Source organism: Serratia entomophila (assembly GCF_021462285.1).
In the GTDB taxonomy this organism is placed as follows: Bacteria; Pseudomonadota; Gammaproteobacteria; order Enterobacterales; family Enterobacteriaceae; genus Serratia; species Serratia entomophila.
On sequence record NZ_CP082787.1, the window covers coordinates 4,812,906 to 4,835,071 of the forward strand.

Consider the following 22,166-nt stretch of genomic DNA (forward strand, 5'->3'; position numbering starts at 1 on the left):
GTCACCCGGCGCGGATTTTCAACGATCCCCTTCATACTTCAAAGTCGCCTTGATGCAACTTGAATTATTTTGGAGGATAAGGACGTTAGATATCGATATTCGCCGCTTTCAGGGCGTTTTCTTCGATAAAGGCGCGGCGCGGCTCAACCGCATCACCCATCAGGGTGGTGAACAGTTGGTCAGCGGCAATGGCGTCCTTCACGGTCACGCGCAGCATGCGGCGGCTTTCCGGATCCATGGTGGTTTCCCACAGCTGCTCCGGGTTCATCTCGCCCAGCCCTTTATAACGCTGTACCGACAGGCCGCGGCGTGACTCTTTCACCAGCCACTCCAGCGCCTGTTCGAAGCTGTCTACCGGCTGACGACGCTCGCCGCGCTCGATGTAGGCGTCTTCTTCCACCAGGCCGCGCAGTTTCTCACCCAGTTGGCAAATTTTGCGGTATTCGCCACCGTGGATGAAATCGAAGTCCAGCTGATAGTCGGTATCCACGCCGTGGGTACGGATGCGCAGCACCGGCTCAAACATCTGGCGTTCGCGGTTTTCATGGATCACGAAGTCATAGCTGCTGCCGTGCTGCTCTTTCTCGTTCAGCAGCTGCACCAGCGAACCGATCCACGCCTTCACCTTGGCTTCGTCGCTCAGATCGGCTTCGTCCAGGGTGGGCTGGTAGATCAGGCTGTTCAGCAGCGCGCGCGGGTAGCGGCGCTCCATGCGGCCGATCAGCTTCTGCACGCCGTAGTGCTCGGCCACCAGCTTTTCCAACGGCTCGCCGGCCAGGGCCGGAGCGCTGGCATTGGTGTGCAGCGTTGCGCCGTCCATCGCGATGGCGATTTGGTACTGATCCATCGCCTCGTCGTCTTTGATGTACTGCTCCTGCTTGCCTTTCTTCACCTTGTACAGCGGCGGCTGAGCAATGAACACGTGGCCGCGCTCAATGATTTCCGGCATCTGACGGTAGAAGAAGGTCAACAGCAGCGTACGGATGTGCGAACCGTCGACGTCGGCGTCGGTCATGATGATGATGCTGTGATAACGCAGCTTGTCCGGGTTGTACTCGTCGCGGCCGATGCCGCAGCCCAGCGCGGTGATCAGCGTCGCCACTTCCTGCGAAGACAGCATCTTGTCGAAGCGCGCCTTCTCCACGTTGAGGATTTTACCCTTCAGCGGCAGGATAGCCTGGTTCTTGCGGTTGCGCCCCTGCTTGGCAGAGCCGCCCGCCGAGTCCCCTTCCACCAGGTACAGTTCGGACAGCGCCGGGTCGCGTTCCTGGCAGTCCGCCAGCTTGCCCGGCAGGCCGGCCAGATCCAGCGCGCCTTTACGGCGGGTCATTTCACGCGCTTTACGCGCCGCTTCACGGGCACGCGCCGCATCGATGATCTTGCCGACGACGATTTTCGCGTCGCTTGGATTTTCCATCAGGTAATCCACCAGCTTCTCGTTCATCAGCGTTTCAACCGCGGTTTTCACCTCGGAAGACACCAGCTTGTCTTTGGTCTGGGAAGAGAACTTCGGATCCGGCACCTTCACCGATACCACGGCGATCAGGCCTTCACGCGCATCGTCGCCGGTGGCGCTGACCTTGGCCTTTTTGCTGTAGCCTTCCTTTTCCATGTAGCTGTTCAGCGTACGGGTCATCGCGGTGCGGAAGCCGACCAGGTGGGTGCCGCCGTCGCGCTGCGGAATGTTGTTGGTGAAGCAGTAGATGTTTTCCTGGAAACCGTCGTTCCACTGCAGCGCCACTTCCACGCCGATGTCGTCTTTCACGGTCGAGAAATAGAACACGTTCGGGTGGATCGGGGTTTTGTTCTTGTTCAGGTATTCGACAAACGCCTTGATGCCGCCTTCGTAGTGGAAGTGGTCTTCTCTGTCGGAACGCTTGTCCTTCAGGCGGATAGACACGCCGGAGTTCAGGAAGGACAGCTCGCGCAGGCGCTTGGCCAGAATGTCGTATTCGAAATCGGTGACGTTGGTGAAGGTCTGATGGCTCGGCCAGAAACGCACCATGGTGCCGGTCTGCTCGGTTTCGCCAACCACTTTCAGCGGCGCCTGCGGCACGCCGTGGCCGTAGGTCTGCTCATGCACCTTGCCTTCGCGGCGGATAACCAGCTCCAGCTTCTCCGACAGGGCGTTAACCACCGAGACGCCCACGCCGTGCAGGCCGCCGGATACCTTGTAGGAGTTGTCGTCGAATTTACCGCCGGCGTGCAGCACGGTCATGATGACCTCTGCGGCGGAAACCCCTTCTTCCGGGTGAATGCCGGTCGGGATACCGCGGCCGTCATCCTGCACCGAAACCGAGTTGTCGGCGTGGATGGTCACCTGAATGTCGCTACAGTGGCCAGCGAGTGCTTCGTCGATAGCGTTGTCCACAACCTCGAATACCATGTGGTGCAGACCGGTGCCATCATCGGTGTCGCCGATATACATGCCCGGGCGCTTACGCACCGCATCCAGCCCTTTTAATACCTTGATACTTGAGGAGTCATAAGAATTCGACATCAACGTTTCTCGCTCATTTTAGTCCTGTGGTTGAACCTCTATTTTACCTTGTTCCACGCGGAACATCTTGCCCTTTTCACCGGCCATGTCGGTCACTTGTTCAGCGCTGACTGCGCTGACAAAGACCTGGGCCTGGGTGGCTTTCAGGCGATCGGCCAGCAACCGGCGACGGCCGGTGTCCAGCTCGGAGGCAAAATCATCAATCAGATACAGGCAACGCCGCCCGCTCTGCCGGGTGAGAAACTCACCCTGCGCTAAGCGCAACGCGCACATCAGCAGCTTCAGCTGACCGCGCGATAACAAATCCTCTACCGGCGTGCCGTCGGCACGAATGCGGAAGTCCGCCTTATGCGGCCCCACCGCGGTATAGGTTAACGCCCTGTCGCGCTCAAACTGGCGCTCCAGCAGCTCTCCGTAGTCGCTCTCTTTGTCCCAGCCGCGCTGGAAAGAGAAACTCAGGGCAAATTCGGGCAGAAACTGCGCGCAGGTCGCGGTAATATCCGCGGCGATCGCCTCGCTGTATTCTGCCCGCCACTCGCTGATGCGCTCGGCCAATGGGATCAGTTCCTGATCCCAGGCGCGGATCTGCGCATAGCGACTGACCTGGCGCAGCGCGGCATTGCGCTGCTTCAGTAACCGTTTCAGGTTGCTCCAGGCGGTGAAAAAACCGGGTTCGTTATGGAAACATCCCCAGTCCAGGAAAGCGCGCCGGAATTTCGGCCCGCCGTTTAGCAGGGTGAAGCCTTCGGGGGTGATCAGCTGCATCGGCAACAGCTGCGCCAGTTCGGCCACTTTGTGGCCGTCGCTGCCATCGATACGCACTTTGCTGTCACCCTGACGGCTCTTGCTCAATCCTACGGATATTTCACGTTCTGCGCCTTCGATGCGGCCGTGCAGCACGAACTCCGGCTGGTCGTGGCGGATCACTCGCCCGGCCTGCAGGCTGCGAAACGCGCGCCCGTGGCCAAGGGTATATACCGCCTCCAGCACGCTGGTCTTGCCGCTGCCGTTGGCGCCCACCAGGAAGTTGAACCCCGGCGCCAGCGCCAAATCCGCCGCTTCGATATTGCGAAAATCTTTAATCAGTAAACGCGTTAATGCCATACGACTATTTCTTATGATCGAGGGCGTAATTGTCGCAGACAGGTTGGGTGCGGACAGCGCACAGCCACCGGAGCGTACTTAATGTACGTGAGGATGGCGAGCACTGCCCAATCCCAAGCTGGCAAGTAAAATAGCCCGCCATAGATCAGAGACGCATTGGCATGACGACATAGGCCGCAGACTTGCTGGCGCCGTCCTCGATCTGCACGCTGGAGACCGAGTCGGTCAGCAGCAGGCGCACATCCTCGCACTTGAGCGCGTTCAACACGTCGAGCACGTAGCTGACGTTGAAGCCAATTTCCATCTCGGTGCCGTCATAGCTGACATCCAGGATCTCTTCCGCCTCTTCCTGCTCGGGGTTGTTGGCGGTGATCTTCAGCTGGTTCTGGCTAACGTACAGGCGCACGCCGCGGAACTTTTCGTTCGACAGAATGGCCGCGCGGGCAAACGCCTGCTTGAGCAGATCGCAGCCGGCTTCCAGCGTTTTGTCGGGGTTCTTCGGCAATACGCGGCGATAATCAGGGAAACGGCCGTCAACCAGCTTGGAAGTGAAGATAAAATCACCGACGTGGGCGCGAATGTTGTTGCTGCCGATCTGCAGCTGCAGCGGGGTATCGCCGCCGTCCAGCAGGCGCACCAGCTCCATCACCCCTTTACGCGGCACGATCACCGAATGCGACGGCAGCTGCTGGCCGATCGGCATCGAACACACCGCCAGGCGGTGGCCGTCGGTCGCGACGGTGCGCAGCTCTTCGCCTTCGGTTTCGAACAGCATGCCGTTCAGGTAGTAACGCACGTCCTGATGCGCCATCGAGAACTGGGTGGCTTCGATCAGGCGCTTCAGCGTCGCCTGCGGCAGGGTGAATTCCACCTCGCTCTGCCAGTCGTCCAGGTTCGGGAAGTCCGCCGCCGGCAGCGTGGACAGCGAAAAACGGCTGCGGCCGGAACGCACCAGCATGCGCTCGCTTTCCAGCGTTACCGCGATCTCCGCCCCTTCCGGCAGGCCACGGCAGATATCAAAGAATTTACGCGCGGGCACGGTGGTCGCGCCCGCCTCATGCGGCTGGGACAGGGCGACGCGCGCCACCATCTCCATCTCCAGATCGGTACCTGTCAGCAGCAGGGAGCCTTCCGTCACCTGCAGCAGCAGGTTACCCAGAATCGGCAGCGTTGGGCGGCCGCCCAGCGGGCTGCTCACCTGTTGCAGCGGTTTTAGCAGATGCTCACGTTCAACGATAAATTTCATAGCGCTAGGAAGATAATGTTCTGATTAAATTGGAGAAATCTTCTTTGATGTCGTGACTTTCCTCACGCAACTGCTCGATCTTCCGGCAGGCGTGCAACACCGTGGTATGGTCGCGGCCACCAAACGCATCGCCGATTTCTGGCAGGCTGTGGTTGGTGAGTTCCTTTGCCAGCGCCATCGCCATCTGGCGCGGGCGGGCAACCGAACGCGAACGCCGCTTAGACAGCAAATCCGCGACTTTAATTTTATAGTACTCGGCCACCGTCTTTTGAATATTGTCGATGGTGACCAGCTTTTCCTGCAGCGCCAACAGATCGCGCAGCGCTTCACGCACGAAATCGATGGTGATGGCGCGGCCGGTAAAGTTGGCGTTGGCTATCACGCGGTTCAACGCCCCTTCGAGCTCACGCACGTTGGAACGCAGGCGTTTGGCGATAAAGAACGCCACTTCGCCCGGCAGACGGATATCGTTCTCGTCGGCCTTTTTCATCAGGATCGCCACGCGGGTTTCCAGCTCCGGCGGTTCGATCGCCACCGTCAGCCCCCAGCCGAAGCGGGATTTCAGACGATCCTCCACCCCGTTAATCTCTTTCGGGTAACGGTCCGAGGTCAGGATGATCTGCTGATTGCCTTCCAACAGGGCATTAAAGGTATGGAAGAACTCTTCCTGCGAACGCTCCTTGTTGGCAAAGAACTGGATGTCATCGATCAGCAGCGCGTCGACCGAACGGTAATAGCGCTTAAATTCTTCAATGGCGTTGTTCTGCAAGGCTTTGACCATGTCTTGCACAAAGCGTTCCGAGTGCATGTAAACCACTTTGGCATTGGCCTTGCGCGCCATGATGCCGTTGCCGACCGCGTGCAGCAGGTGAGTCTTACCCAGGCCGGTGCCGCCGTACAGGAACAGCGGGTTATAGGCGCCGCCCGGGTTGTCCGCCACCTGGCGAGCCGCCGCGCGCGCCAGCTGGTTGGATTTACCCTCAACGAAGTTATCGAAGGTGTGCTTTGGGTTTACGTTGGAGCGGTAAGAGAGTTCAGGCTGCGGCGCCGCGTTGTCCCAGCTCGGGCGCGAAGGCGCCGCGGTGCGCGCCACCGGCGCCGCAGGGGCGCTGCTGCTGCTGACGCTGGCGGTGACGGTCTGGCTGATGATTTGGCCGATCGGTTTGCTGCCCACTTCGAAACGCAGCAAAGGAGCATCCGTACCGCAGAAATCGTTCAGCAGACCATTGATATTGTTTAAGTACTTATCGCGAACCCAATCCAGCACAAAACGGTTAGGCGCATACAGCGCCAGGGTGTTGTCACTCAGTTCCGCCTGCAATGGGCGTATCCACATACTAAATTCTGTGGCAGGTAACTCATCCTGCAATCGGGCAAGACACTGCTGCCAAAGCGAAAGTGACACGGCGGACTCCACTCGAACAAGATCAATAATAAAGAAAAGAATCAGGCTACTTTTTATGACTCATGATTTTTTGACACATACCCGGCATCGGCTGTTTGCCTGTGGGGGATGCGAACCGCCTTTCACGGTTTATGTCCCTCGGGATCCCCGCTTGAGGGATCGCGATCGGAATGACGGATCATAGCGCAATCCGCGCAAGAGATCCTCCCCTTCATCACAGATTAGATCCATTTTATCCACAGGCCGCGGCAGGCGGCGATCTTTTCGCCGCCGTCGCCGAATTACAGGCAAGATCCCGGCCGCTGCGGGCTGATTTTTACATTGTCAACCGGTTATACCCTGTTATCCACGGCAGATCCTGCGCGATAACGCAAAGGATCGCTCCGGGATCCTTGCGATTTCACCCCGAGTCCGTATAATCTTCGCCCTACGTGTGATACCTGGTTCCTTAACGGTGCATCATTGGCCAGACAGGATTCTGCGGTGACCACGGGCCAAAACCGGATTTTACTCCGTATTGGCAGACAACCAGGTAGGCTAGCGCAATGTGAATTGACTCAGGACTGTACAATTATTACAATCCCGCCTCTTTATGTATTGCGATTGAGGCGTCGGTCATCTTCACGCCGAGTAGCCAAACGCGTTTACTGATCAGTAATTATTTTAAGTTTAGGTAGAAATCGCTATGAAACGCACTTTCCAACCGTCCGTACTGAAGCGCAACCGTAGCCACGGTTTCCGTGCTCGTATGGCCACCAAAAATGGTCGTCAAGTTCTGGCCCGCCGTCGTGCGAAAGGCCGTTCTCGTCTGACTGTTTCTAAGTAATAAAAGCTAACCCACTGAGTGGTTAAGCTCGCTTTTCCCAGGGAGTTACGTTTGTTAACTCCCACTCATTTCACTTTCGTCTTCCAGCAGCCACAACGGGCTGGCACGCCGCAAATCACCATCCTCGGCCGCCTGAACCAGCTGGGGCATCCCCGCATCGGTCTTACCGTCGCCAAAAAACACGTCAAACGCGCGCATGAACGCAACCGGATCAAACGCCTAACCCGCGAAAGCTTCCGCCAGCGTCAGCATGAGTTACCGGCGATGGATTTTGTGGTGGTGGCCAAAAAAGGGATAGCGGATTTGGATAACCGCGCGCTGACGGAAGCTTTGGAAAAATTATGGCGTCGCCACTGTCGCCAGGCTCCCGCATCCTGATCGGGCTGGTGCGAGCCTACCAGCTCGTCATCAGTCCGCTGCTTGGGCCTCGTTGTCGCTTCCAGCCGACATGCTCTCATTACGCAATTGAGGCATTAAGCAGGTTTGGCATGATAAAAGGCAGTTGGTTAGCATTGAAACGCGTATTAAAATGCCACCCCTTGAACCCAGGTGGCGATGATCCCGTGCCGCCAAAAACCGACGATAACAGAGAACACTAACGATGGATTCGCAACGCAATCTTCTCCTCATCGCTCTGCTGTTCGTGTCTTTCATGATCTGGCAGGCATGGCAAACGGACAACGCTCCGCAGCCGGCCGCTCAGACCACGCAACAGACTTCGAACGCAGCTACCGGTGATGCCGCCAGCCAGGCTGTGCCAGCCAGTGGCCAGGGTAAACTGATTACCGTTAACACTGACGTGCTGTCGCTGACCATCAACACCCGTGGTGGCGATATCGAGCAGGCTAAACTGTTGGCCTACCCGGATACTCTGGGTTCATCGACTCCATTCCAACTGCTGGAAACCACCCCGTCATTTGTTTATCAGGCGCAAAGCGGCCTGACCGGCAGAAACGGCCCGGATAACCCGGCAAACGGCGAACGTCCTCTGTTCCAGGCGGCGCAGGACAGCTACACCCTGCCGGAAGGCCAGGACGAGCTGCGCATTCCGCTGACCTTCACCGGTAAAGACGGCGCAATCTACACCAAGACTTTCGTGCTCAAGCGTAACCATTATGCGGTCGGCGTTGATTACAGCATCGACAACAAGAGCGCCACTCCGCTGGAACTGACCCTGTTCGGCCAACTGAAGCAGACCACCGAGCTGCCTAAGCACCGCGATACCGGCAGCAACAACTTCGCTCTGCACACCTTCCGCGGCGCGGCGTATTCTTCCAGCGAAGACAAATACCAGAAGTATGCGTTCGACAAGGACGAGAACCTGAACGTCACCACTCAGGGCGGTTGGGTTGCCATGCTGCAACAGTACTTCGCCACCGCGTGGGTGCCGGCGACTCAGGGCAGCAACACCTTCTATACCGCTAAACCGGGTGACAACCTGTCTACCATCGGCTTCAAATCGACGCCGGTCGTGGTGCAGCCAGGTGCGCAACAGCAGCTGAACGCCACCCTGTGGGTCGGCCCGGAGCTGCAGGATCAGATGGCCCAGCTGGCGCCGCATCTGGACCTGACCGTGGATTACGGTTGGCTGTGGTTCATCTCCCAGCCGCTGTTCAAACTGCTGAAGTTCATCCACGGCTTTATCGGTAACTGGGGCTTCTCCATCATCATCATCACCTTCATCGTGCGCGGCATCATGTACCCGCTGACCAAGGCGCAGTACACCTCGATGGCGAAAATGCGCATGCTGCAGCCGAAGCTGCAGGCGATGCGTGAGCGTATCGGCGACGACAAACAGCGCATGAGCCAGGAAATGATGGCGCTGTACAAGTCGGAGAAAGTGAACCCGCTGGGTGGCTGCCTGCCACTGATCATTCAGATGCCAATCTTCCTGGCGCTGTACTACATGCTGATGGGCTCGGTCGAGCTGCGCCATGCGCCGTTCGCCCTGTGGATCCATGACCTGTCGGCGCAGGACCCGTACTACATCCTGCCAATCCTGATGGGCGTGACGATGTTCTTCATCCAGAAGATGTCGCCGACCACCGTGACTGACCCGATGCAGCAGAAAATCATGACCTTTATGCCGGTGATCTTCACAGTGTTCTTCCTGTGGTTCCCGTCCGGTCTGGTGCTGTACTACATCGTCAGTAACCTGGTGACCATCCTCCAGCAGCAGCTGATCTATCGCGGCCTGGAAAAACGTGGTCTGCACAGCCGCGACAAGAAAAAAACCTAAGCGTATTGTAGGGGCTCGGCGCGCCGGCCCTGGCAGTAACACCAAGAGGCGGTCATTAGACCGCCTTTTTGCATATTGAATTGTCAGAGAGAACCGTTATGAGCAGCACTACCGATACCATCGTAGCCCAAGCCACCCCGCCGGGACGCGGCGGCGTCGGCATTTTGCGCATTTCCGGCAGCAAAGCCAAAGAGGCCGCTCTGGCGCTGCTCGGCAAGCTGCCGAAGCCGCGCTACGCGGACTATCTGCCGTTCCGCGACGCCGCGGGCGCCACCCTCGATCAGGGCATCGCGCTGTGGTTCCCGGGCCCGAATTCCTTTACCGGCGAAGACGTGCTGGAACTGCAGGGCCACGGCGGGCCGGTGATCCTCGATCTGCTGTTGAAGCGCGTGCTGGCGCTGCCCGGCGTGCGCATCGCGCGGCCCGGCGAGTTCTCCGAGCGCGCCTTCCTCAACGACAAACTCGATCTGGCGCAGGCGGAAGCGATTGCCGACCTGATCGACGCCAGCTCCGAGCAGGCGGCGCGCTCGGCGATGAACTCGCTGCAGGGGGCGTTTTCCAGCCGCATCCACCACCTTGTGGAAGCACTTACTCACCTGCGAATCTATGTGGAAGCAGCGATCGACTTCCCGGACGAGGAAATCGACTTCCTCTCGGACGGTAAAATCGAGGCGCAGCTCAACGGCGTGATGGCCGATCTGGACAGCGTGCGCGGCGAAGCGCGCCAGGGCAGCCTGCTGCGCGAAGGCATGAAGGTGGTGATCGCCGGGCGGCCAAACGCCGGAAAATCCAGCCTGCTCAATGCGTTGGCCGGCCGCGAGGCGGCGATTGTTACCGATATCGCCGGCACCACCCGCGACGTGCTGCGCGAACATATTCATATCGACGGCATGCCGCTGCACATTATCGACACCGCCGGCCTGCGCGAAGCCAGCGACGAAGTTGAGCGTATCGGCATCGAACGCGCCTGGAACGAGATCGAACAGGCCGACAGAGTGCTGTTTATGGTGGATGGCACCACCACCGGCGCCACCGAGCCGGCGGAGATCTGGCCGGAGTTTATGGCGCGGCTACCGCAGCGTTTGCCGATCACCGTAGTGCGCAATAAGGCCGACATTACCGGCGAAACGCTGGGTATGACAGAAGTGAATGGTCACTCACTTATTCGTCTGTCGGCACGCACCGGCGAAGGTATCGACCTGCTGCGCGATCACCTGAAACAAAGCATGGGCTTCACCAGCAACATGGAAGGCGGCTTCCTGGCGCGCCGCCGCCACCTGCAGGCGCTGGAACAGGCGGCGCAGCATCTGGTGCAGGGCAAAGAACAGTTAGTGAGCGCTTACGCGGGGGAGCTGCTGGCCGAAGAATTGCGCCTGGCGCAGCAGGCGCTGAGCGAAATCACCGGTGAATTCACCTCCGACGATCTGCTGGGGCGTATTTTCTCCAGCTTCTGCATCGGTAAATAACCGCCTGCGGGCGCCGTATCCCCCGGCGTCCGCGTTTAGTTCCTCCTCCTGCGCCAAAACTCTCCTAAGCTTATCTCAGCGATTTCAGACCGGGAGAGATAAGCAAAAATGAACGAACCTCTGGACCTGCTTGGCGTGGGGCTGGGCCCTTTCAACCTCAGCCTGGCCGCCCTGGCCTCTGAAAGCGGCGCCGTTAACTACGCCTTTCTCGACCGCAACGCCAGCTTCCGCTGGCATCCCGGCATGCTGCTGCCTTCCGCCTATATGCAGACCTACGTCCTGCAGGACCTGGTTACCGCCGTCAGCCCACGCAGCCAGTTTTCGTTCATCAACTACCTGGTAGAACAGAAAAAGATTTATCGCTTCTTAATCACCGAGCAGCAAATTATCAGCCGCGAAGAATTCTCCGACTATTTAAGCTGGGCCTGTGACAGATTAGACGGACTACAGTTTTCACAATCCGTGGAGAGCATTGATTTTGACGATGAACAGGGGCTGTTTGAGGTGCGCACCATCAATCAGACGCTGTGGGCGAAGAACATCTGTCTCGGTACCGGCCACGATCCCTGGCTGCCGAAAGCGTTTTACCCGGCGCTGGGCGACAACTGCATGCACGCCGCCGAGATAGCCCTTCGTAATCCGGATCTCAGCGGCAAACGGGTTATGGTGGTGGGCGGCGGCCAAAGCGGCGCCGATGTGTTTCTGAATGCGCTGCTCGGCCACTGGGGCGAGCCGGCGCAGCTGGATTGGCTCTCGCGGCGCCCCAACTTTCAGCCGCTGGACGAGTCCGCTTTCACCAACGAATATTTTACCCCCGAATACGTCGACTATTTCTATACGCTGCCGCCGGAGATCCGCGCACGTGAAATCAAGACCCAGAAACTGCCGGCCGACGGCATCAGCAATCATACGCTGCGCACCCTGTACCGTGAGCTCTATATGCGTTTTGACGTGATGCACCAGGCGCGCAACGTGCGTTTACTGCCCCATCGCACCCTGCAGGCCATCGAACCGGCAGGCGAAGCTTTTCGGTTACGCACTCTCCATGGCCTGGAAAACCGCCAGGAAGGTTTCAGTGCGGACGTCATCATTCTGGCCACCGGCTATCGCCCTTCACTGCCGGCCTGCCTGGAACCCTTGCTGCCGCGCATCCCGCTCGACCATCAGCAGCATCTGCCGCTGCTGCCGGATTTTAATTTGGCATGGCGCGGGCCGGAGCAAAACCGGATTTATGCGGTTAATGCCGGCATACACAGCCACGGCAGCGCCGAAGGGGGGCTGAGCCTGATGGCCTGGCGTTCCGCACGCATCCTCAATCACCTGCTGGGCACACCCCATTTTGATTTGGCGCCGAACGCATCCATGATCCAGTGGTGGAGCGGCGCCGCGCCGGACGATGACCTTGCCGGGGTTGATAAATAAGATAAAACGCATACCTTTTTTTGATGATAAATCCTCGGCTTATGCTTAATCTAACACTCTTGAGTTATCCCCCCTCGGTTACGGAGTGAATAATGGCGTGTCATTTTGCCCGATGGAACCCAGCCTCCACCGTTCTGGATACCCGGAGATTATCCGCCGAGGTGATCGCCACCACCGCCACATTCTCCATTAAGCGCCGCCAACGCTTTTTGCAAGGGCGTATTTTGCTCGCCGAGCTGATGTTTTACCTGTATGGGCTGCCGACGCTGCCTCCGATAGCCACCACGCCTACCGGCCGCCCCTGCTTTGCCGATCACCACCTGCCGGACTTCAGCCTGGCTTATGCCGGCAATACGGTGGGGGCGTTGTTGAGCGCTGAAGGCAAGGTGGGGCTGGATATTGAAGTCATGCGCGCGCGCGGCGGGCGGCAAAACAAACTGCAGACGCCGCATCAGACGCCGGCGGAAAGCGCCTGGATCGGCGTGCAGGACGATCGGCTGGAAGCGGAGACCCAGCTATGGAGCATTCGCCAAAGCGTGCTGAAGATTTCCGGGCTGGGCAACAGCGGGCAATCGACGCTGCGCCTGCATCCTTTTTCCGGCCACCTGCGCTCCAGCGCCACACCCGAAGTGCAGGTGATGAGCGATGCCGACGAATACCTGAGCTGGGCCTGCGCCCGGGCACCCGGGCTGGAACGGCTGGTGTGCTGGCAATACGAGGAATGCCAGGGCCTGCAGAAAGAGGGTGAGATCTCACCGCGCAGCCCGGCCGTCTCTACCCGCTTCGTCAAACTGACCAACCTCACCACGTCCGGCTGAAAACCCCTTCAGTAGCGCAATGCGCTGAGATAAAACTTTCTTTAACCTATTAATTTCTGAATAAAATTGTAAAGTCAGCTAAATATTCAGCAATGGCCTATTCTCCCCTGCACGTTTGGCCTACTATTTGTTCATGTTCTACGCTGAATCTGTTCATTCGAAAAGGGAGAATCTCCATGTCAGGCCAAGCATTAAAAATCGTCACCCTGCTCGGCAGCCTGCGCAAAGGCTCCTACAACGCCATGGTAGCCCGCGCCCTGCCAGGTCTGGCCCCGCAAGGCGTCACCGTCGAAGCTCTGCCCTCTATCCGTGATATCCCGCTGTACGACGCTGACCTGCAACAGGGCGAAGGCTTTCCCGCCGCGGTTGAAGCCATTGCCGCGCAGATCCGCCAGGCCGACGGCGTCATCATCGTCACCCCCGAATACAACTATTCGGTACCGGGCGGGCTGAAGAACGCCATCGACTGGCTCTCCCGCTTGCCTAACCAACCGTTGGCAGGCAAGCCGGTCGCTATTCAAACCAGTTCAATGGGGCCGATTGGCGGCGCGCGCTGCCAGTATCACCTGCGCCAGATCCTGGTGTTCCTCGACGCCATGGTGATGAACAAGCCCGAGTTTATGGGCGGCGTGATCCAGAATAAAGTCGATGAACAGGCGGAAGAAGTGATCGATCAAAGCACGCTGGACTTCCTGACCGGCCAGCTTGCAGCATTCAGCGATTTTATCCGTCGCGTGAAATGATCTTTCCTGCGGCGCCCGGCGGGTGCCGCAGCAGGACACGATGTCCATTAATTCATTAAAAAATCAAAGTTATACCATTATGCGTTTTTTTATTTTAACGATATTTTTCACTTTCATCACCAGCCCCTCATTCGCCGCAGAAATGCGCTATCCGGCCGGAGAAGTGCCGGTGGAACTGCCCGCACACAGCCCGCTGAACGCCCAGCGGCCGCGTTCCGCCCAAAGTCAGGAAGATAAAAAGATCGAAGCCATGTCGCTGTACCTGACGCTGATGCGCGAAGACGGCCGCAACGTCTGGGCGCCCTATCAGCTGGCCGCCTCCTCGGCGGAAAAAGGGCAAACTGAACTGGCGGAACGCTATCTGCAGCTAAGCGCCAAGCGCGGGCTGTGGTACTACTACAATCTGCTGGAGGACGAGGCTTTCAACAGCATCCAGCACGGCGCAGCCTATCAGTCGATCCTCGCCGCCACCAAGGCCCGCTATCAGCAACACGCCCATCAGTTCGAAGGCAAGGCAAGCGTTGCTCTGCCCGACGGCCCCCCGCCGCAGGAGGGCTGGCCGACGGTGGTATTTCTACACACCTACGGCAAAGCCGCCACCATCAGCCCGCAAGAGCGGCTGCTGTTTGGCGAGATGGGCGTGGCCTATATCGAGCTTAACGGTACGCAAATGCTATCGGAAAACAGCTTCCGTTGGTCTAACTACAGTGACGAAAGCACCCATAGCGCCATTCAGCGTGCGGTTCAGCAACTGGCGCCGCAGCTGAAGCTGAATACGCAGCGGGTTTACCTCAGCGCGCGCGGGCAGGGCGCGCTGCACGCCGCCAACCTGATCGCCAAATACCCGCAGCACTACGCCGGCGGCTTGCTGATCGCCCCCAACGGCGGCATCAAACCGGCGCAGCAGTCGCTGGCGGCGCGCAAACGTATGGTGGTGGCGTATTACGATCGGCAAAACTTCAGCGATCGGGCGCTGGCGCTGCACTTCGCCAATTTATTCGGTGAGGAGAATCAGGTACAGACGCTGCATTTCGCCCAGGGAGAGGACGCCGCCGGCAGTTGGCAGGCGCGTTTCAAACGTCCGTTGCAGTGGGTGTTGAATCAGGCGCCGGACGCGACGCCGGGAGCATAAAGCAGCGGGGCCGACCAACGTCGGCCCCGTTTGCATCAATGGCCGTCTACGAAGACGATTTTCAGCACGAACAGCAGCGCCACCACGATCACGCAAGGGCCTATCTCGCGCCAGCGGCCGGTGCCGAGCTTCATCACGCAGTAAGAGATAAAGCCGAGCGCGATGCCTTCGGTGATCGAGAAGCTGAACGGCATCATCACCGCGGTGACAAACGCCGGCACCGCTTCGGTCAGGTCGTCCCACTTCACCCGCGCCAGGCTGGAGGTCATCAGCACCCCCACGTAGATCAGCGCGCCAGCGGCGGCATAGGCAGGCACCATGCCCGCCAGCGGCGACAGGAAGATAACCAGCAGGAACAGAAGGCCGGTCACTACGGCGGTCAGGCCGGTGCGGCCGCCAACGGCCACGCCGGACGAGCTTTCGATGTAGGCGGTAACGGAAGAGGTGCCCGCCAGCGAGCCGGCCACCGAGCTGATGCTGTCGACGTACAGCGCCTGCTTCATGCGCGGGAACTTGCCGGTCTCGTCGGTCAGGCCGGCCTTATCGGTCACGCCGATCAGCGTGCCGGAAGAGTCGAACAGGTTAACCAGCATGAAGGAGAAGATCACCCCGGCCAGGCCAAGGTTCAGCGCGCCGGCCAGATCGACCTGGCCCACCACCGAGGTGATGCTCGGCGGCATGGAGAACACGCCGCCGTATTTTACGTCGCCCAGCGCCCAGCCGATCAGGGTGGTCACCACGATGGAAACCAGCACCGCCGCATGGAAATTGCGCGAAGACAGCACCGCAATGATAAAGAAGCCGAGCGCGCCCAGCAGCACGTTGTGCGACGTCAGGCTGCCGATGGTCACCAGCGTATCCGGGTTGGCCACTACGATGCCGGCATTCTTCAGCCCCATCATGCCGATGAACAGGCCGATGCCGCTGGTGATGCCGATCCGCAGGCTGACCGGGATATTGGCTATCATCCAGTAGCGAATGCGGAAAATGGTCAGCAGCAGCAGGCCGACGGCACCCCAGAAGATCGCGCCCATCCCCACCTGCCAGGAAATGCCCATCGCCCCGACCACCACGAAGGCGAAGAAGGCGTTCAGACCCATCGCCGGCGCCAGCGCCACCGGCAGATTCGCCAGCAGGCCCATGAAAATGCTGCCGAAGGCGGCGATCAGGCAGGTTGTCACAAACACCGCCTGCGTATCCATGCCCGCCGCGCCCAGGATTTGGGGGTTAACGAACACGATATACACCATGGTCAGGAAAGTGGTGATACCGGCAATCGTTTCCGTACGCGCCGTGGTTCCATGCTGCTTGAGTTTAAACACGCGCCCAAGCAAGCCTTGCTCTGCGGCAAGGCCAGATACTGGTTTGGTCATTATCAGAATTCCGAAGAGAGGAATGGACAGTCGCCGGCTATCCTATAACAAAAAGTCAGGCTTTTGACGCCGCTCACAGGTTTTTTTCGCCGTCTTTACGGCTATAAACCCCAACAGGTTGTATTTGCTGATATTCATCGGAAAACCAGGATTCAGGAGTCGCAATCCTGCCCGATGGGGTTAAAGTGGGGTATCTCCCCTTTAACCAAGGACCCTTATCCCGATGGATCAGATCGACTGCATTTTATTTGATTGCGACGGCACGCTGGTGGACAGCGAAGTGCTGTGCAGCAAGGCCTATGTGCATATGTTCGCCCACTATGGCATTCAGCTGCCGCTGGAAGAGGTGTTCAAGAAGTACAAAGGGGTGAAGCTGTACGAGATTATCGATCGGGTCAACGCCGAACACGGCGTTGCGCTGGAGAAAGAAGAGCTGGAGCCGCTGTACCGCCAGGAAGTGGCGCGGCTGTTCGACAGCGAGCTGCAGGAGATCCCCGGTGCCCGCAACCTGCTGGCGCAGGTGACTGCGCCTATCTGCACCGTTTCCAACGGACCGGTCAGCAAGATGCAGCACTCGCTTGGCCTGACCGGCATGTTGCCCTATTTTGATGACCGGTTGTTCAGCGGCTATGACATCCAACGCTGGAAACCGGATCCGGCCATCGTATTTCACGCGGCGGAAAAGATGCGGGTGCCGGTGGATCGCTGCATTCTGGTGGACGACTCCCCTGCCGGCGCCCAGGCCGGCATCGCCGCCGGCATCCCGGTGTTTTACTTCTGCGCCGATCCGCACAATCCGCCGATAGACCACCCGCTGGTAACCCCCTTCGACGATTTGAGCCAGCTGCCCGCGCTGTGGCGCGAACGCGGCTGGCAACTCACCCGCGATTAGCTGGCCGGCAGCGGCGGCTTGTTGCGCCACCAGCGCCAGGACCGCTTCAGCGCCCGGGTTTGCGCGCTGAAGCGGCGGTTGACCGCATTGGCCAGCAGATCGAGCGCCAAACAGAAAATGAAGTACACCAGCGCGACGAACAAAAACATTTCCATCGGATACACCATGCTGCGATTGTTGACCTGGGTCGCCAGGAAGGTCAGCTCGCCGACGCCGACGATATAAGCCAGAGAGGTATCCTTGATCAGGGAGATCCACTGATTGATGAACGACGGCACCATCATGCGCAGCGCCTGCGGCAGCACTATCATGCGCAACGTTTGCCAACGGGTCAGCCCCAGCGACAAGCCGGCCTGCCACTGCCCGGGGCCGATAGCGGCGATGCCGGCCTTCACCGCATGGGCCAGATAGGCCGAGGCGATCAGCGCCAGCGCGCACACCACGGTGGTAATTTCCGGTATATCGACGCCAAATACGATGGGTAGCAGGAAATAGGTCCAAAAAATCAGCATGATCACCGGAATGGCGCGAAAAAATCCCAGCCCCGCAGCCAGCAAACCGGCCGCCACGCCGCGCGACATCGCCAACGCCACGCCGAGCAGCGTGCCGAGAATGGCCGAGGCCACGCCGGCCATCAGGCTGATCGCCAGCGTCAGCGCCGCGCCGCCCAAAGGGCCATCCGGCCAGGTGCCCCACAGCAGATAGCCCAGGTTGTCGTAAATTACGCTGAAATCCATCTTAATGCCCCCTCAGCGGCTTGCGCTGCTGGCGCCACATGCCCCAGCCTTCCAGCAGCGCAATGATGGCGATGTACAGCACCGTGGCGACGCCGAACGCCTGGAAGGTGCGCAGGGTTTCGGTTTCCACCTGGCGCGACGCATACGACAGCTCGGCGACGCCGATCGCCATGGTCAGCGACGAATTCTTTATCACGTTCATGTACTGCCCCAGCAGCGGTGGCAAGGCGATTTTCAACGCCTGCGGCAGCACCACATAGCGCATCGCCTGCCAGCCGGTCAGCCCCAGCGCGTTGGCGGCGTATTTTTGCCCGCTGGCGACGCCGCGGATGCCGGAGCGGATCTCTTCGGCGATAAAGGCGGTGGAATACAGCGTCAGGCCGAAGAAGCCGGCAAGAAACTCAAACGACGGCCACTCAAGCGGGCCGATGTGGTGCGAGGCGTTCAGCCACTGCATGGCGCCGGCAGGCAGGATCTGCCCCGCGGCGAAATACCAGAAAAACAGCTGTACCAGCAGCGGCGTATTGCGAAATAGCGAACTGTAGGCCACCGCCAGCCAGCGCAACGGGCGCAGGCCGCTGTCGCGCATCGCCGCCAGCAGGAAACCGAGCAGCGTAGCCGCCAGGCCCGCACAGGCGGAGAGCCATAGCGTCAGCAAAAACCCTTGCCACAGCCAGCTCAGGTATTGCGGCGCCAACAGCCAGTCCAGATTCATGGTCATTCCTTGTCTTGCAAAATGCGTCAGGGGCGCAGCAAGCTGCGCCCCTACTCTCACCTGTCAGCCTGCCGGTAATCAGGCCTTGGGCTGTTGATCCAAAGGCGCGATCTTGAAGTCGCCGCGCGGCTGGGCCGATTTGGTTTCCGGGCCGAACCAGCGATCGTAGATCTTCACCGCTTCACCGTCTTTTTCAAGCTTGACCAGCGTGTCGTTGATGGTGGCGGTCAGACGATCTTCGCCTTTCGGGATCCCCACCCCCTGATATTCTTTGGTGATGCTGAACGGCGAGATCTCGAAGTCCGCCTTCTGCGCCGCCGGCAGGTTGCCGAGCAGGCCCACCAGCTTGGCGTCGTCCTGAGTGATCGCCTGCACGTTGCCGTTGCGCAGCGCCACAAACGCCAGCGGGGTGTCGTCGTAAGAGATCACCTTCGCCGTCGGGTAGTGTTCGCGCAGCGTGATCTCCTGCACCGTGCCCTTGTCCGCGCCGATGCGCAGCTTTTTGATGTCTTCCGGGGTTTTCAGCACGCCCTTATGGGCGATAAATTTCTGGCCGGTAGCGAAATACGGCACGCTGAAGTTCACTTCCTTGGCGCGCTCGTCGGTAATGGTGAAGTTGGCGGCGATCAGATCGACCTTCTTCGACACCAGCAGCGGAATGCGGTTGGCCGGGTTGGTGGCGCGCAGTTCTACCTTCACGCCCAACGCCTTGCCGATAGCCTCCGCGACGTCAACGTCGTAGCCCACCAGCTTTTTACTTTGCGGATCGATATAACCAAACGGCGGATTGCTGTCGAACACCGCGATGCGCACTACGCCGGCTTGCTTGATATCGTCGAGTTTGTCCGCGTGCGCGGCGCCGGCGGCGAGGCCGGTCAGGCTGGCTAACAGGGTTAAGGCCAAAGCGCGATGTTTCATAAACAGCTCCTAAGTGGTTGATGTCCTGCTGGCTGATAAGCTAGCAAGAGCCACATAGGTCAGGAAATAATATAAAAAGCTATATTTATAACCTTTATATCTTTAGGCGTTTCAGATGGAATAAAGGCGCAGAATACTGCGCCTTCAGAGGACAACGCCCGGGGAGGATTAGGCTTTTTCTTCGCCCTTGCCGTCGGAAGACAGCAGCTTTTCCAGCGCGTCGCCGCCGATATGGCGGAAATCCTGGCCTTTAACGAAGTAGAAGATAAATTCGCAGATGTTCTGGCAGCGGTCGCCGATACGCTCGATCGAACGGGCGCAGAACAGCGCGGTCAGCACGCTCGGAATGGTGCGCGAATCTTCCATCATGTAAGTCATCAGCTGGCGCACGATGCCTTCATATTCCTGGTCGACCTTTTTATCTTCGCGATAAATACGGATTGCCTCGTCCAGATCCATACGCGCAAAGGCGTCCAGCACGTCATGCAGCATCTGCACGGTGTGGCGGCCCAGCGACTCCAGGCTCACCAGCAGCGGCTGGTGCTGGTGCGAAAACTTCTCCAGCGCAGTGCGACAGATCTTATCCGCCACGTCGCCGATGCGCTCCAGCTCGGAAATGGTCTTGATGATCGCCATGACCAGGCGCAGATCGCTGGCGGTCGGCTGGCGTTTGGCGATGATGCGCACGCAGGCTTCGTCGATCGCCACTTCCATCATGTTGACCTTGGCGTCGCCTTCGATCACGCGCTTGGCCAACTCGCCGTCCTGGTTATGCATGGCGGTGATGGCGTCGGTCAGTTGCTGTTCCACCAGCCCGCCCATGGTCAGCACCTGGGTGCGGATATGTTCGAGCTCTGCGTTGAACTGGCCGGAAATGTGTTTATTTAAGTTCAGGTTATCCATGATGCGTCCTATCAACCATAACGGCCAGTGATGTAATCTTCAGTCTGCTTTTTCTGCGGCGCAGTGAACAGGTTATCAGTATCACTGAACTCGATCAGTTCGCCCAGATACATAAATGCGGTGGAGTCCGAACAACGCGCCGCCTGCTGCATATTGTGAGTCACGATCACCACGGTGTAATCGGACTTCAACTCGCTGATCAGCTCTTCAATCTTACCGGTGGAGATCGGATCCAGCGCCGAGCACGGCTCATCCAGCAGCAGCACGTCCGGGCGAATGGCGATGCCGCGGGCGATGCACAGGCGCTGCTGTTGGCCGCCGGACAGGCTGTAACCGCTCTGGTGCAGCTTGTCCTTGGTTTCGTTCCACAACGCCGCCTTGGTCAGCGCCCACTGCACGCGCTCGTCCATATCGGCGCGCGACAGCTTTTCAAACAGGCGAACGCCGAAGGCGATGTTGTCGTAAATAGACATCGGGAACGGCGTCGGCTTCTGGAACACCATGCCGACCTTGGCGCGCAGCAGGGCGATATCCTGGTTATCGGTCAGGATGTTCTGGCCGTCCAGCAGAATGCCGCCTTCCGCGCGCTGCTCTGGGTACAGCTGATACATCTTGTTGAAGGTGCGCAGCAGGGTGGACTTGCCGCAGCCGGATGGCCCGATAAACGCGGTGACCTTGTTCTTGGCGATATCCAGCGTGATGTTCTTCAGCGCATGGAATTTGCCATAGTAGAAGTTCAGATCGCGTACCTGAATTTTGCTGCTGGAAGCGTCAGTAACCATACTCATCAAGACTTCTCTCTTTTCATCAGCGCCGCCACGGCAGCGCTCAACATTTTATGAATGCTTTTTCTTGGCGAAAATCACACGCGCCAGAATATTCAGTAACAGTACGCACAGGGTGATCAACAGCACCCCGGCCCAGGCCAGCTGCTGCCATTCGGCGAACGGGCTCATGGCGAATTTGAAGATGGTCACCGGCAGGTTGGCGATCGGCTGCATCAGGTCGGTGCTCCAGAACTGATTCGACAGCGAGGTGAACAGCAGCGGAGCGGTTTCCCCGGCGATGCGCGCAATCGCCAGCAGCACGCCGGTAATGATGCCGGATACCGAGGCTTTCAGCGTGATGGCGGAGATCATGCGCCATTTCGGCGTGCCCAGCGCATAGGCGGCTTCACGCAGCGTATCCGGCACCAGCTTCAGCATGTTCTCGGTGGTGCGGATAACGATAGGCACCTGCAGCAGCGCCAGCGCGATAATGCCGGCCCAGCCGGAGAAGTGCTCCATCTTCGCCACCACGATGGTGTAGACGAACAGCCCCACCACGATCGACGGCGCAGACAGCAGAATATCGTTGATAAACCGGATGACTTCCGCCAGCCAGGATTTGCGGCCATATTCCGCCAGGTAGATGCCGGCCATGATGCCCAGCGGCGTGCCGAATATCGTCGCCCACAGGATCAACAGGCCGCTGCCGGCGATGGCGTTGGCCAGGCCGCCGCCCGCGGTGTTCGGCGGCGGGGTCATTTCGGTGAACAGCGCCAGCGACATGCCGTCGACGCCTTTGGTTACGGTGGAGAACAGGATCCACACCAGCCAGAACAGGCCAAACACCATGGTCGCCATCGACAGAAACAGCGCCAGGCGGTTCTTCTGCCGGCGCCAGGCCTGCATTTTGCGACGGCTTTCCGCCAGCGCTACGTTGTTTTGCATATCCATCGTCGTCAC

At 59.1% G+C, this 22,166-nt stretch carries 21 protein-coding genes; 10 read left to right on the forward strand and 11 right to left on the reverse strand.

Translation table 11 applies throughout. The features are described 5' to 3' along the window. Nucleotides 1-85: 85 nt before the first annotated feature. The 4 genes from gyrB to dnaA all read right to left on the reverse strand — a co-directional run bounded on the left by gyrB (nucleotide 86) and on the right by dnaA (nucleotide 6,255). Nucleotides 86-2,500 carry a DNA topoisomerase (ATP-hydrolyzing) subunit B gene (gene gyrB, locus KHA73_RS23020; protein ID WP_234587014.1) on the reverse strand — a complete coding sequence of 805 codons (2,415 nt, stop codon included), beginning with the start codon at nucleotides 2,498-2,500 and terminating at the stop codon, nucleotides 86-88. 18 nt (nucleotides 2,501-2,518) lie between these two features. Then, entirely contained in the window at nucleotides 2,519-3,604 is a 1,086-nt protein-coding gene (gene recF, locus KHA73_RS23025; protein WP_061797816.1) for a DNA replication/repair protein RecF, read from the reverse strand. A gap of 145 nt (nucleotides 3,605-3,749) precedes the next feature. Continuing rightward, nucleotides 3,750-4,850, reverse strand: coding sequence for a DNA polymerase III subunit beta (gene dnaN, locus KHA73_RS23030; protein ID WP_061797815.1), 1,101 nt, complete (start codon nucleotides 4,848-4,850; stop codon nucleotides 3,750-3,752). A 4-nt stretch (nucleotides 4,851-4,854) separates the two neighbouring features. Continuing rightward, nucleotides 4,855-6,255, reverse strand: coding sequence for a chromosomal replication initiator protein DnaA (gene dnaA, locus KHA73_RS23035; RefSeq protein WP_234587015.1), 1,401 nt, complete (start codon nucleotides 6,253-6,255; stop codon nucleotides 4,855-4,857). 685 nt (nucleotides 6,256-6,940) lie between these two features. On the opposite strand from dnaA, the gene rpmH reads away from it, so the two are divergent. From rpmH to KHA73_RS23080, 9 genes are all read left to right on the forward strand, one after another. Beyond that, nucleotides 6,941-7,081: a 50S ribosomal protein L34 gene (gene rpmH, locus KHA73_RS23040; protein ID WP_003849659.1), complete on the forward strand. Its 141-nt coding sequence runs from the start codon at nucleotides 6,941-6,943 to the stop codon at nucleotides 7,079-7,081. Nucleotides 7,082-7,099: 18 nt separating this feature from the next. After that, on the forward strand, nucleotides 7,100-7,459 hold the full coding sequence (gene rnpA / locus KHA73_RS23045) for a ribonuclease P protein component (protein ID WP_234587017.1): 360 nt from the start codon (nucleotides 7,100-7,102) through the stop codon (nucleotides 7,457-7,459). Further along, the gene (yidD, locus tag KHA73_RS23050; protein ID WP_004933881.1) at nucleotides 7,423-7,680 is read left to right on the forward strand and encodes a membrane protein insertion efficiency factor YidD; all 258 of its coding nucleotides are present in this window, start codon (nucleotides 7,423-7,425) and stop codon (nucleotides 7,678-7,680) included. Before rnpA ends, yidD begins: the two co-directional genes overlap by 37 nt. Nucleotides 7,681-7,682: 2 nt before the next feature. After that, a complete protein-coding gene (gene yidC, locus KHA73_RS23055; RefSeq protein WP_234587019.1) occupies nucleotides 7,683-9,320 on the forward strand; it encodes a membrane protein insertase YidC in 1,638 nt (545 codons plus the stop codon). Between the two features lie 98 nt (nucleotides 9,321-9,418). Next, on the forward strand, nucleotides 9,419-10,786 hold the full coding sequence (mnmE, locus tag KHA73_RS23060) for a tRNA uridine-5-carboxymethylaminomethyl(34) synthesis GTPase MnmE (protein WP_234587021.1): 1,368 nt from the start codon (nucleotides 9,419-9,421) through the stop codon (nucleotides 10,784-10,786). Between the two features lie 108 nt (nucleotides 10,787-10,894). Continuing rightward, entirely contained in the window at nucleotides 10,895-12,208 is a 1,314-nt protein-coding gene (locus KHA73_RS23065) for a lysine N(6)-hydroxylase/L-ornithine N(5)-oxygenase family protein (RefSeq protein WP_234587023.1), read from the forward strand. 92 nt (nucleotides 12,209-12,300) lie between these two features. Further along, complete coding sequence (locus tag KHA73_RS23070; RefSeq protein WP_234587025.1) at nucleotides 12,301-13,026, forward strand: 4'-phosphopantetheinyl transferase family protein; 726 nt, start codon at nucleotides 12,301-12,303, stop codon at nucleotides 13,024-13,026. A 176-nt stretch (nucleotides 13,027-13,202) separates the two neighbouring features. Further along, the gene (locus KHA73_RS23075; RefSeq protein ID WP_234587026.1) at nucleotides 13,203-13,769 is read left to right on the forward strand and encodes an NADPH-dependent FMN reductase; all 567 of its coding nucleotides are present in this window, start codon (nucleotides 13,203-13,205) and stop codon (nucleotides 13,767-13,769) included. A gap of 79 nt (nucleotides 13,770-13,848) precedes the next feature. Beyond that, nucleotides 13,849-14,901: a hypothetical protein gene (locus KHA73_RS23080; RefSeq protein ID WP_234587028.1), complete on the forward strand. Its 1,053-nt coding sequence runs from the start codon at nucleotides 13,849-13,851 to the stop codon at nucleotides 14,899-14,901. Between the two features lie 35 nt (nucleotides 14,902-14,936). Here KHA73_RS23080 and KHA73_RS23085 read toward each other — a convergent pair whose 3' ends face one another. Beyond that, complete coding sequence (locus KHA73_RS23085; protein WP_234587029.1) at nucleotides 14,937-16,274, reverse strand: NCS2 family permease; 1,338 nt, start codon at nucleotides 16,272-16,274, stop codon at nucleotides 14,937-14,939. Between the two features lie 223 nt (nucleotides 16,275-16,497). On the opposite strand from KHA73_RS23085, the gene yieH reads away from it, so the two are divergent. Beyond that, nucleotides 16,498-17,166, forward strand: a complete 669-nt coding sequence (yieH, locus tag KHA73_RS23090) for a 6-phosphogluconate phosphatase (protein WP_234587030.1) — start codon at nucleotides 16,498-16,500, stop codon at nucleotides 17,164-17,166. Here yieH and KHA73_RS23095 read toward each other — a convergent pair. The 6 genes from KHA73_RS23095 to pstA all read right to left on the reverse strand — a co-directional run bounded on the left by KHA73_RS23095 (nucleotide 17,163) and on the right by pstA (nucleotide 22,166). After that, complete coding sequence (locus KHA73_RS23095; RefSeq protein WP_234587032.1) at nucleotides 17,163-17,903, reverse strand: amino acid ABC transporter permease; 741 nt, start codon at nucleotides 17,901-17,903, stop codon at nucleotides 17,163-17,165. The two genes, yieH and KHA73_RS23095, sit on opposite strands and share 4 nt — an antisense overlap. Nucleotide 17,904: 1 nt before the next feature. Further along, entirely contained in the window at nucleotides 17,905-18,618 is a 714-nt protein-coding gene (locus KHA73_RS23100; protein WP_234587033.1) for an amino acid ABC transporter permease, read from the reverse strand. A gap of 78 nt (nucleotides 18,619-18,696) precedes the next feature. Continuing rightward, nucleotides 18,697-19,536 carry an ABC transporter substrate-binding protein gene (locus KHA73_RS23105; protein WP_234587035.1) on the reverse strand — a complete coding sequence of 280 codons (840 nt, stop codon included), beginning with the start codon at nucleotides 19,534-19,536 and terminating at the stop codon, nucleotides 18,697-18,699. A gap of 168 nt (nucleotides 19,537-19,704) precedes the next feature. Next, the gene (phoU, locus tag KHA73_RS23110; protein WP_234587037.1) at nucleotides 19,705-20,439 is read right to left on the reverse strand and encodes a phosphate signaling complex protein PhoU; all 735 of its coding nucleotides are present in this window, start codon (nucleotides 20,437-20,439) and stop codon (nucleotides 19,705-19,707) included. Between the two features lie 11 nt (nucleotides 20,440-20,450). Further along, on the reverse strand, nucleotides 20,451-21,221 hold the full coding sequence (pstB, locus tag KHA73_RS23115) for a phosphate ABC transporter ATP-binding protein PstB (RefSeq protein ID WP_370671129.1): 771 nt from the start codon (nucleotides 21,219-21,221) through the stop codon (nucleotides 20,451-20,453). Between the two features lie 54 nt (nucleotides 21,222-21,275). Further along, nucleotides 21,276-22,166 carry a phosphate ABC transporter permease PstA gene (gene pstA / locus KHA73_RS23120; RefSeq protein ID WP_234587038.1) on the reverse strand — a complete coding sequence of 297 codons (891 nt, stop codon included), beginning with the start codon at nucleotides 22,164-22,166 and terminating at the stop codon, nucleotides 21,276-21,278.

What these genes read in the sequence shown, in the direction of transcription:
- recF (WP_061797816.1), bottom strand. Translation starts at nt 3,604, where the DNA reads ATGGCATTAACGCGTTTACTGATTAAAGATTTTCGCAATATCGAAGCG.
- KHA73_RS23100 (WP_234587033.1), bottom strand. Translation starts at nt 18,618, where the DNA reads ATGAATCTGGACTGGCTGTTGGCGCCGCAATACCTGAGCTGGCTGTGG.
- KHA73_RS23095 (WP_234587032.1), bottom strand. Translation starts at nt 17,903, where the DNA reads ATGGATTTCAGCGTAATTTACGACAACCTGGGCTATCTGCTGTGGGGC.
- KHA73_RS23075 (WP_234587026.1), top strand. Translation starts at nt 13,203, where the DNA reads ATGTCAGGCCAAGCATTAAAAATCGTCACCCTGCTCGGCAGCCTGCGC.
- gyrB (WP_234587014.1), bottom strand. Translation starts at nt 2,500, where the DNA reads ATGTCGAATTCTTATGACTCCTCAAGTATCAAGGTATTAAAAGGGCTG.
- KHA73_RS23105 (WP_234587035.1), bottom strand. Translation starts at nt 19,536, where the DNA reads ATGAAACATCGCGCTTTGGCCTTAACCCTGTTAGCCAGCCTGACCGGC.
- pstB (WP_370671129.1), bottom strand. Translation starts at nt 21,221, where the DNA reads ATGGTTACTGACGCTTCCAGCAGCAAAATTCAGGTACGCGATCTGAAC.
- dnaN (WP_061797815.1), bottom strand. Translation starts at nt 4,850, where the DNA reads ATGAAATTTATCGTTGAACGTGAGCATCTGCTAAAACCGCTGCAACAG.
- rpmH (WP_003849659.1), top strand. Translation starts at nt 6,941, where the DNA reads ATGAAACGCACTTTCCAACCGTCCGTACTGAAGCGCAACCGTAGCCAC.
- yidC (WP_234587019.1), top strand. Translation starts at nt 7,683, where the DNA reads ATGGATTCGCAACGCAATCTTCTCCTCATCGCTCTGCTGTTCGTGTCT.
- yieH (WP_234587030.1), top strand. Translation starts at nt 16,498, where the DNA reads ATGGATCAGATCGACTGCATTTTATTTGATTGCGACGGCACGCTGGTG.
- KHA73_RS23080 (WP_234587028.1), top strand. Translation starts at nt 13,849, where the DNA reads ATGCGTTTTTTTATTTTAACGATATTTTTCACTTTCATCACCAGCCCC.
- KHA73_RS23065 (WP_234587023.1), top strand. Translation starts at nt 10,895, where the DNA reads ATGAACGAACCTCTGGACCTGCTTGGCGTGGGGCTGGGCCCTTTCAAC.
- KHA73_RS23070 (WP_234587025.1), top strand. Translation starts at nt 12,301, where the DNA reads ATGGCGTGTCATTTTGCCCGATGGAACCCAGCCTCCACCGTTCTGGAT.
- yidD (WP_004933881.1), top strand. Translation starts at nt 7,423, where the DNA reads ATGGCGTCGCCACTGTCGCCAGGCTCCCGCATCCTGATCGGGCTGGTG.
- mnmE (WP_234587021.1), top strand. Translation starts at nt 9,419, where the DNA reads ATGAGCAGCACTACCGATACCATCGTAGCCCAAGCCACCCCGCCGGGA.
- phoU (WP_234587037.1), bottom strand. Translation starts at nt 20,439, where the DNA reads ATGGATAACCTGAACTTAAATAAACACATTTCCGGCCAGTTCAACGCA.
- KHA73_RS23085 (WP_234587029.1), bottom strand. Translation starts at nt 16,274, where the DNA reads ATGACCAAACCAGTATCTGGCCTTGCCGCAGAGCAAGGCTTGCTTGGG.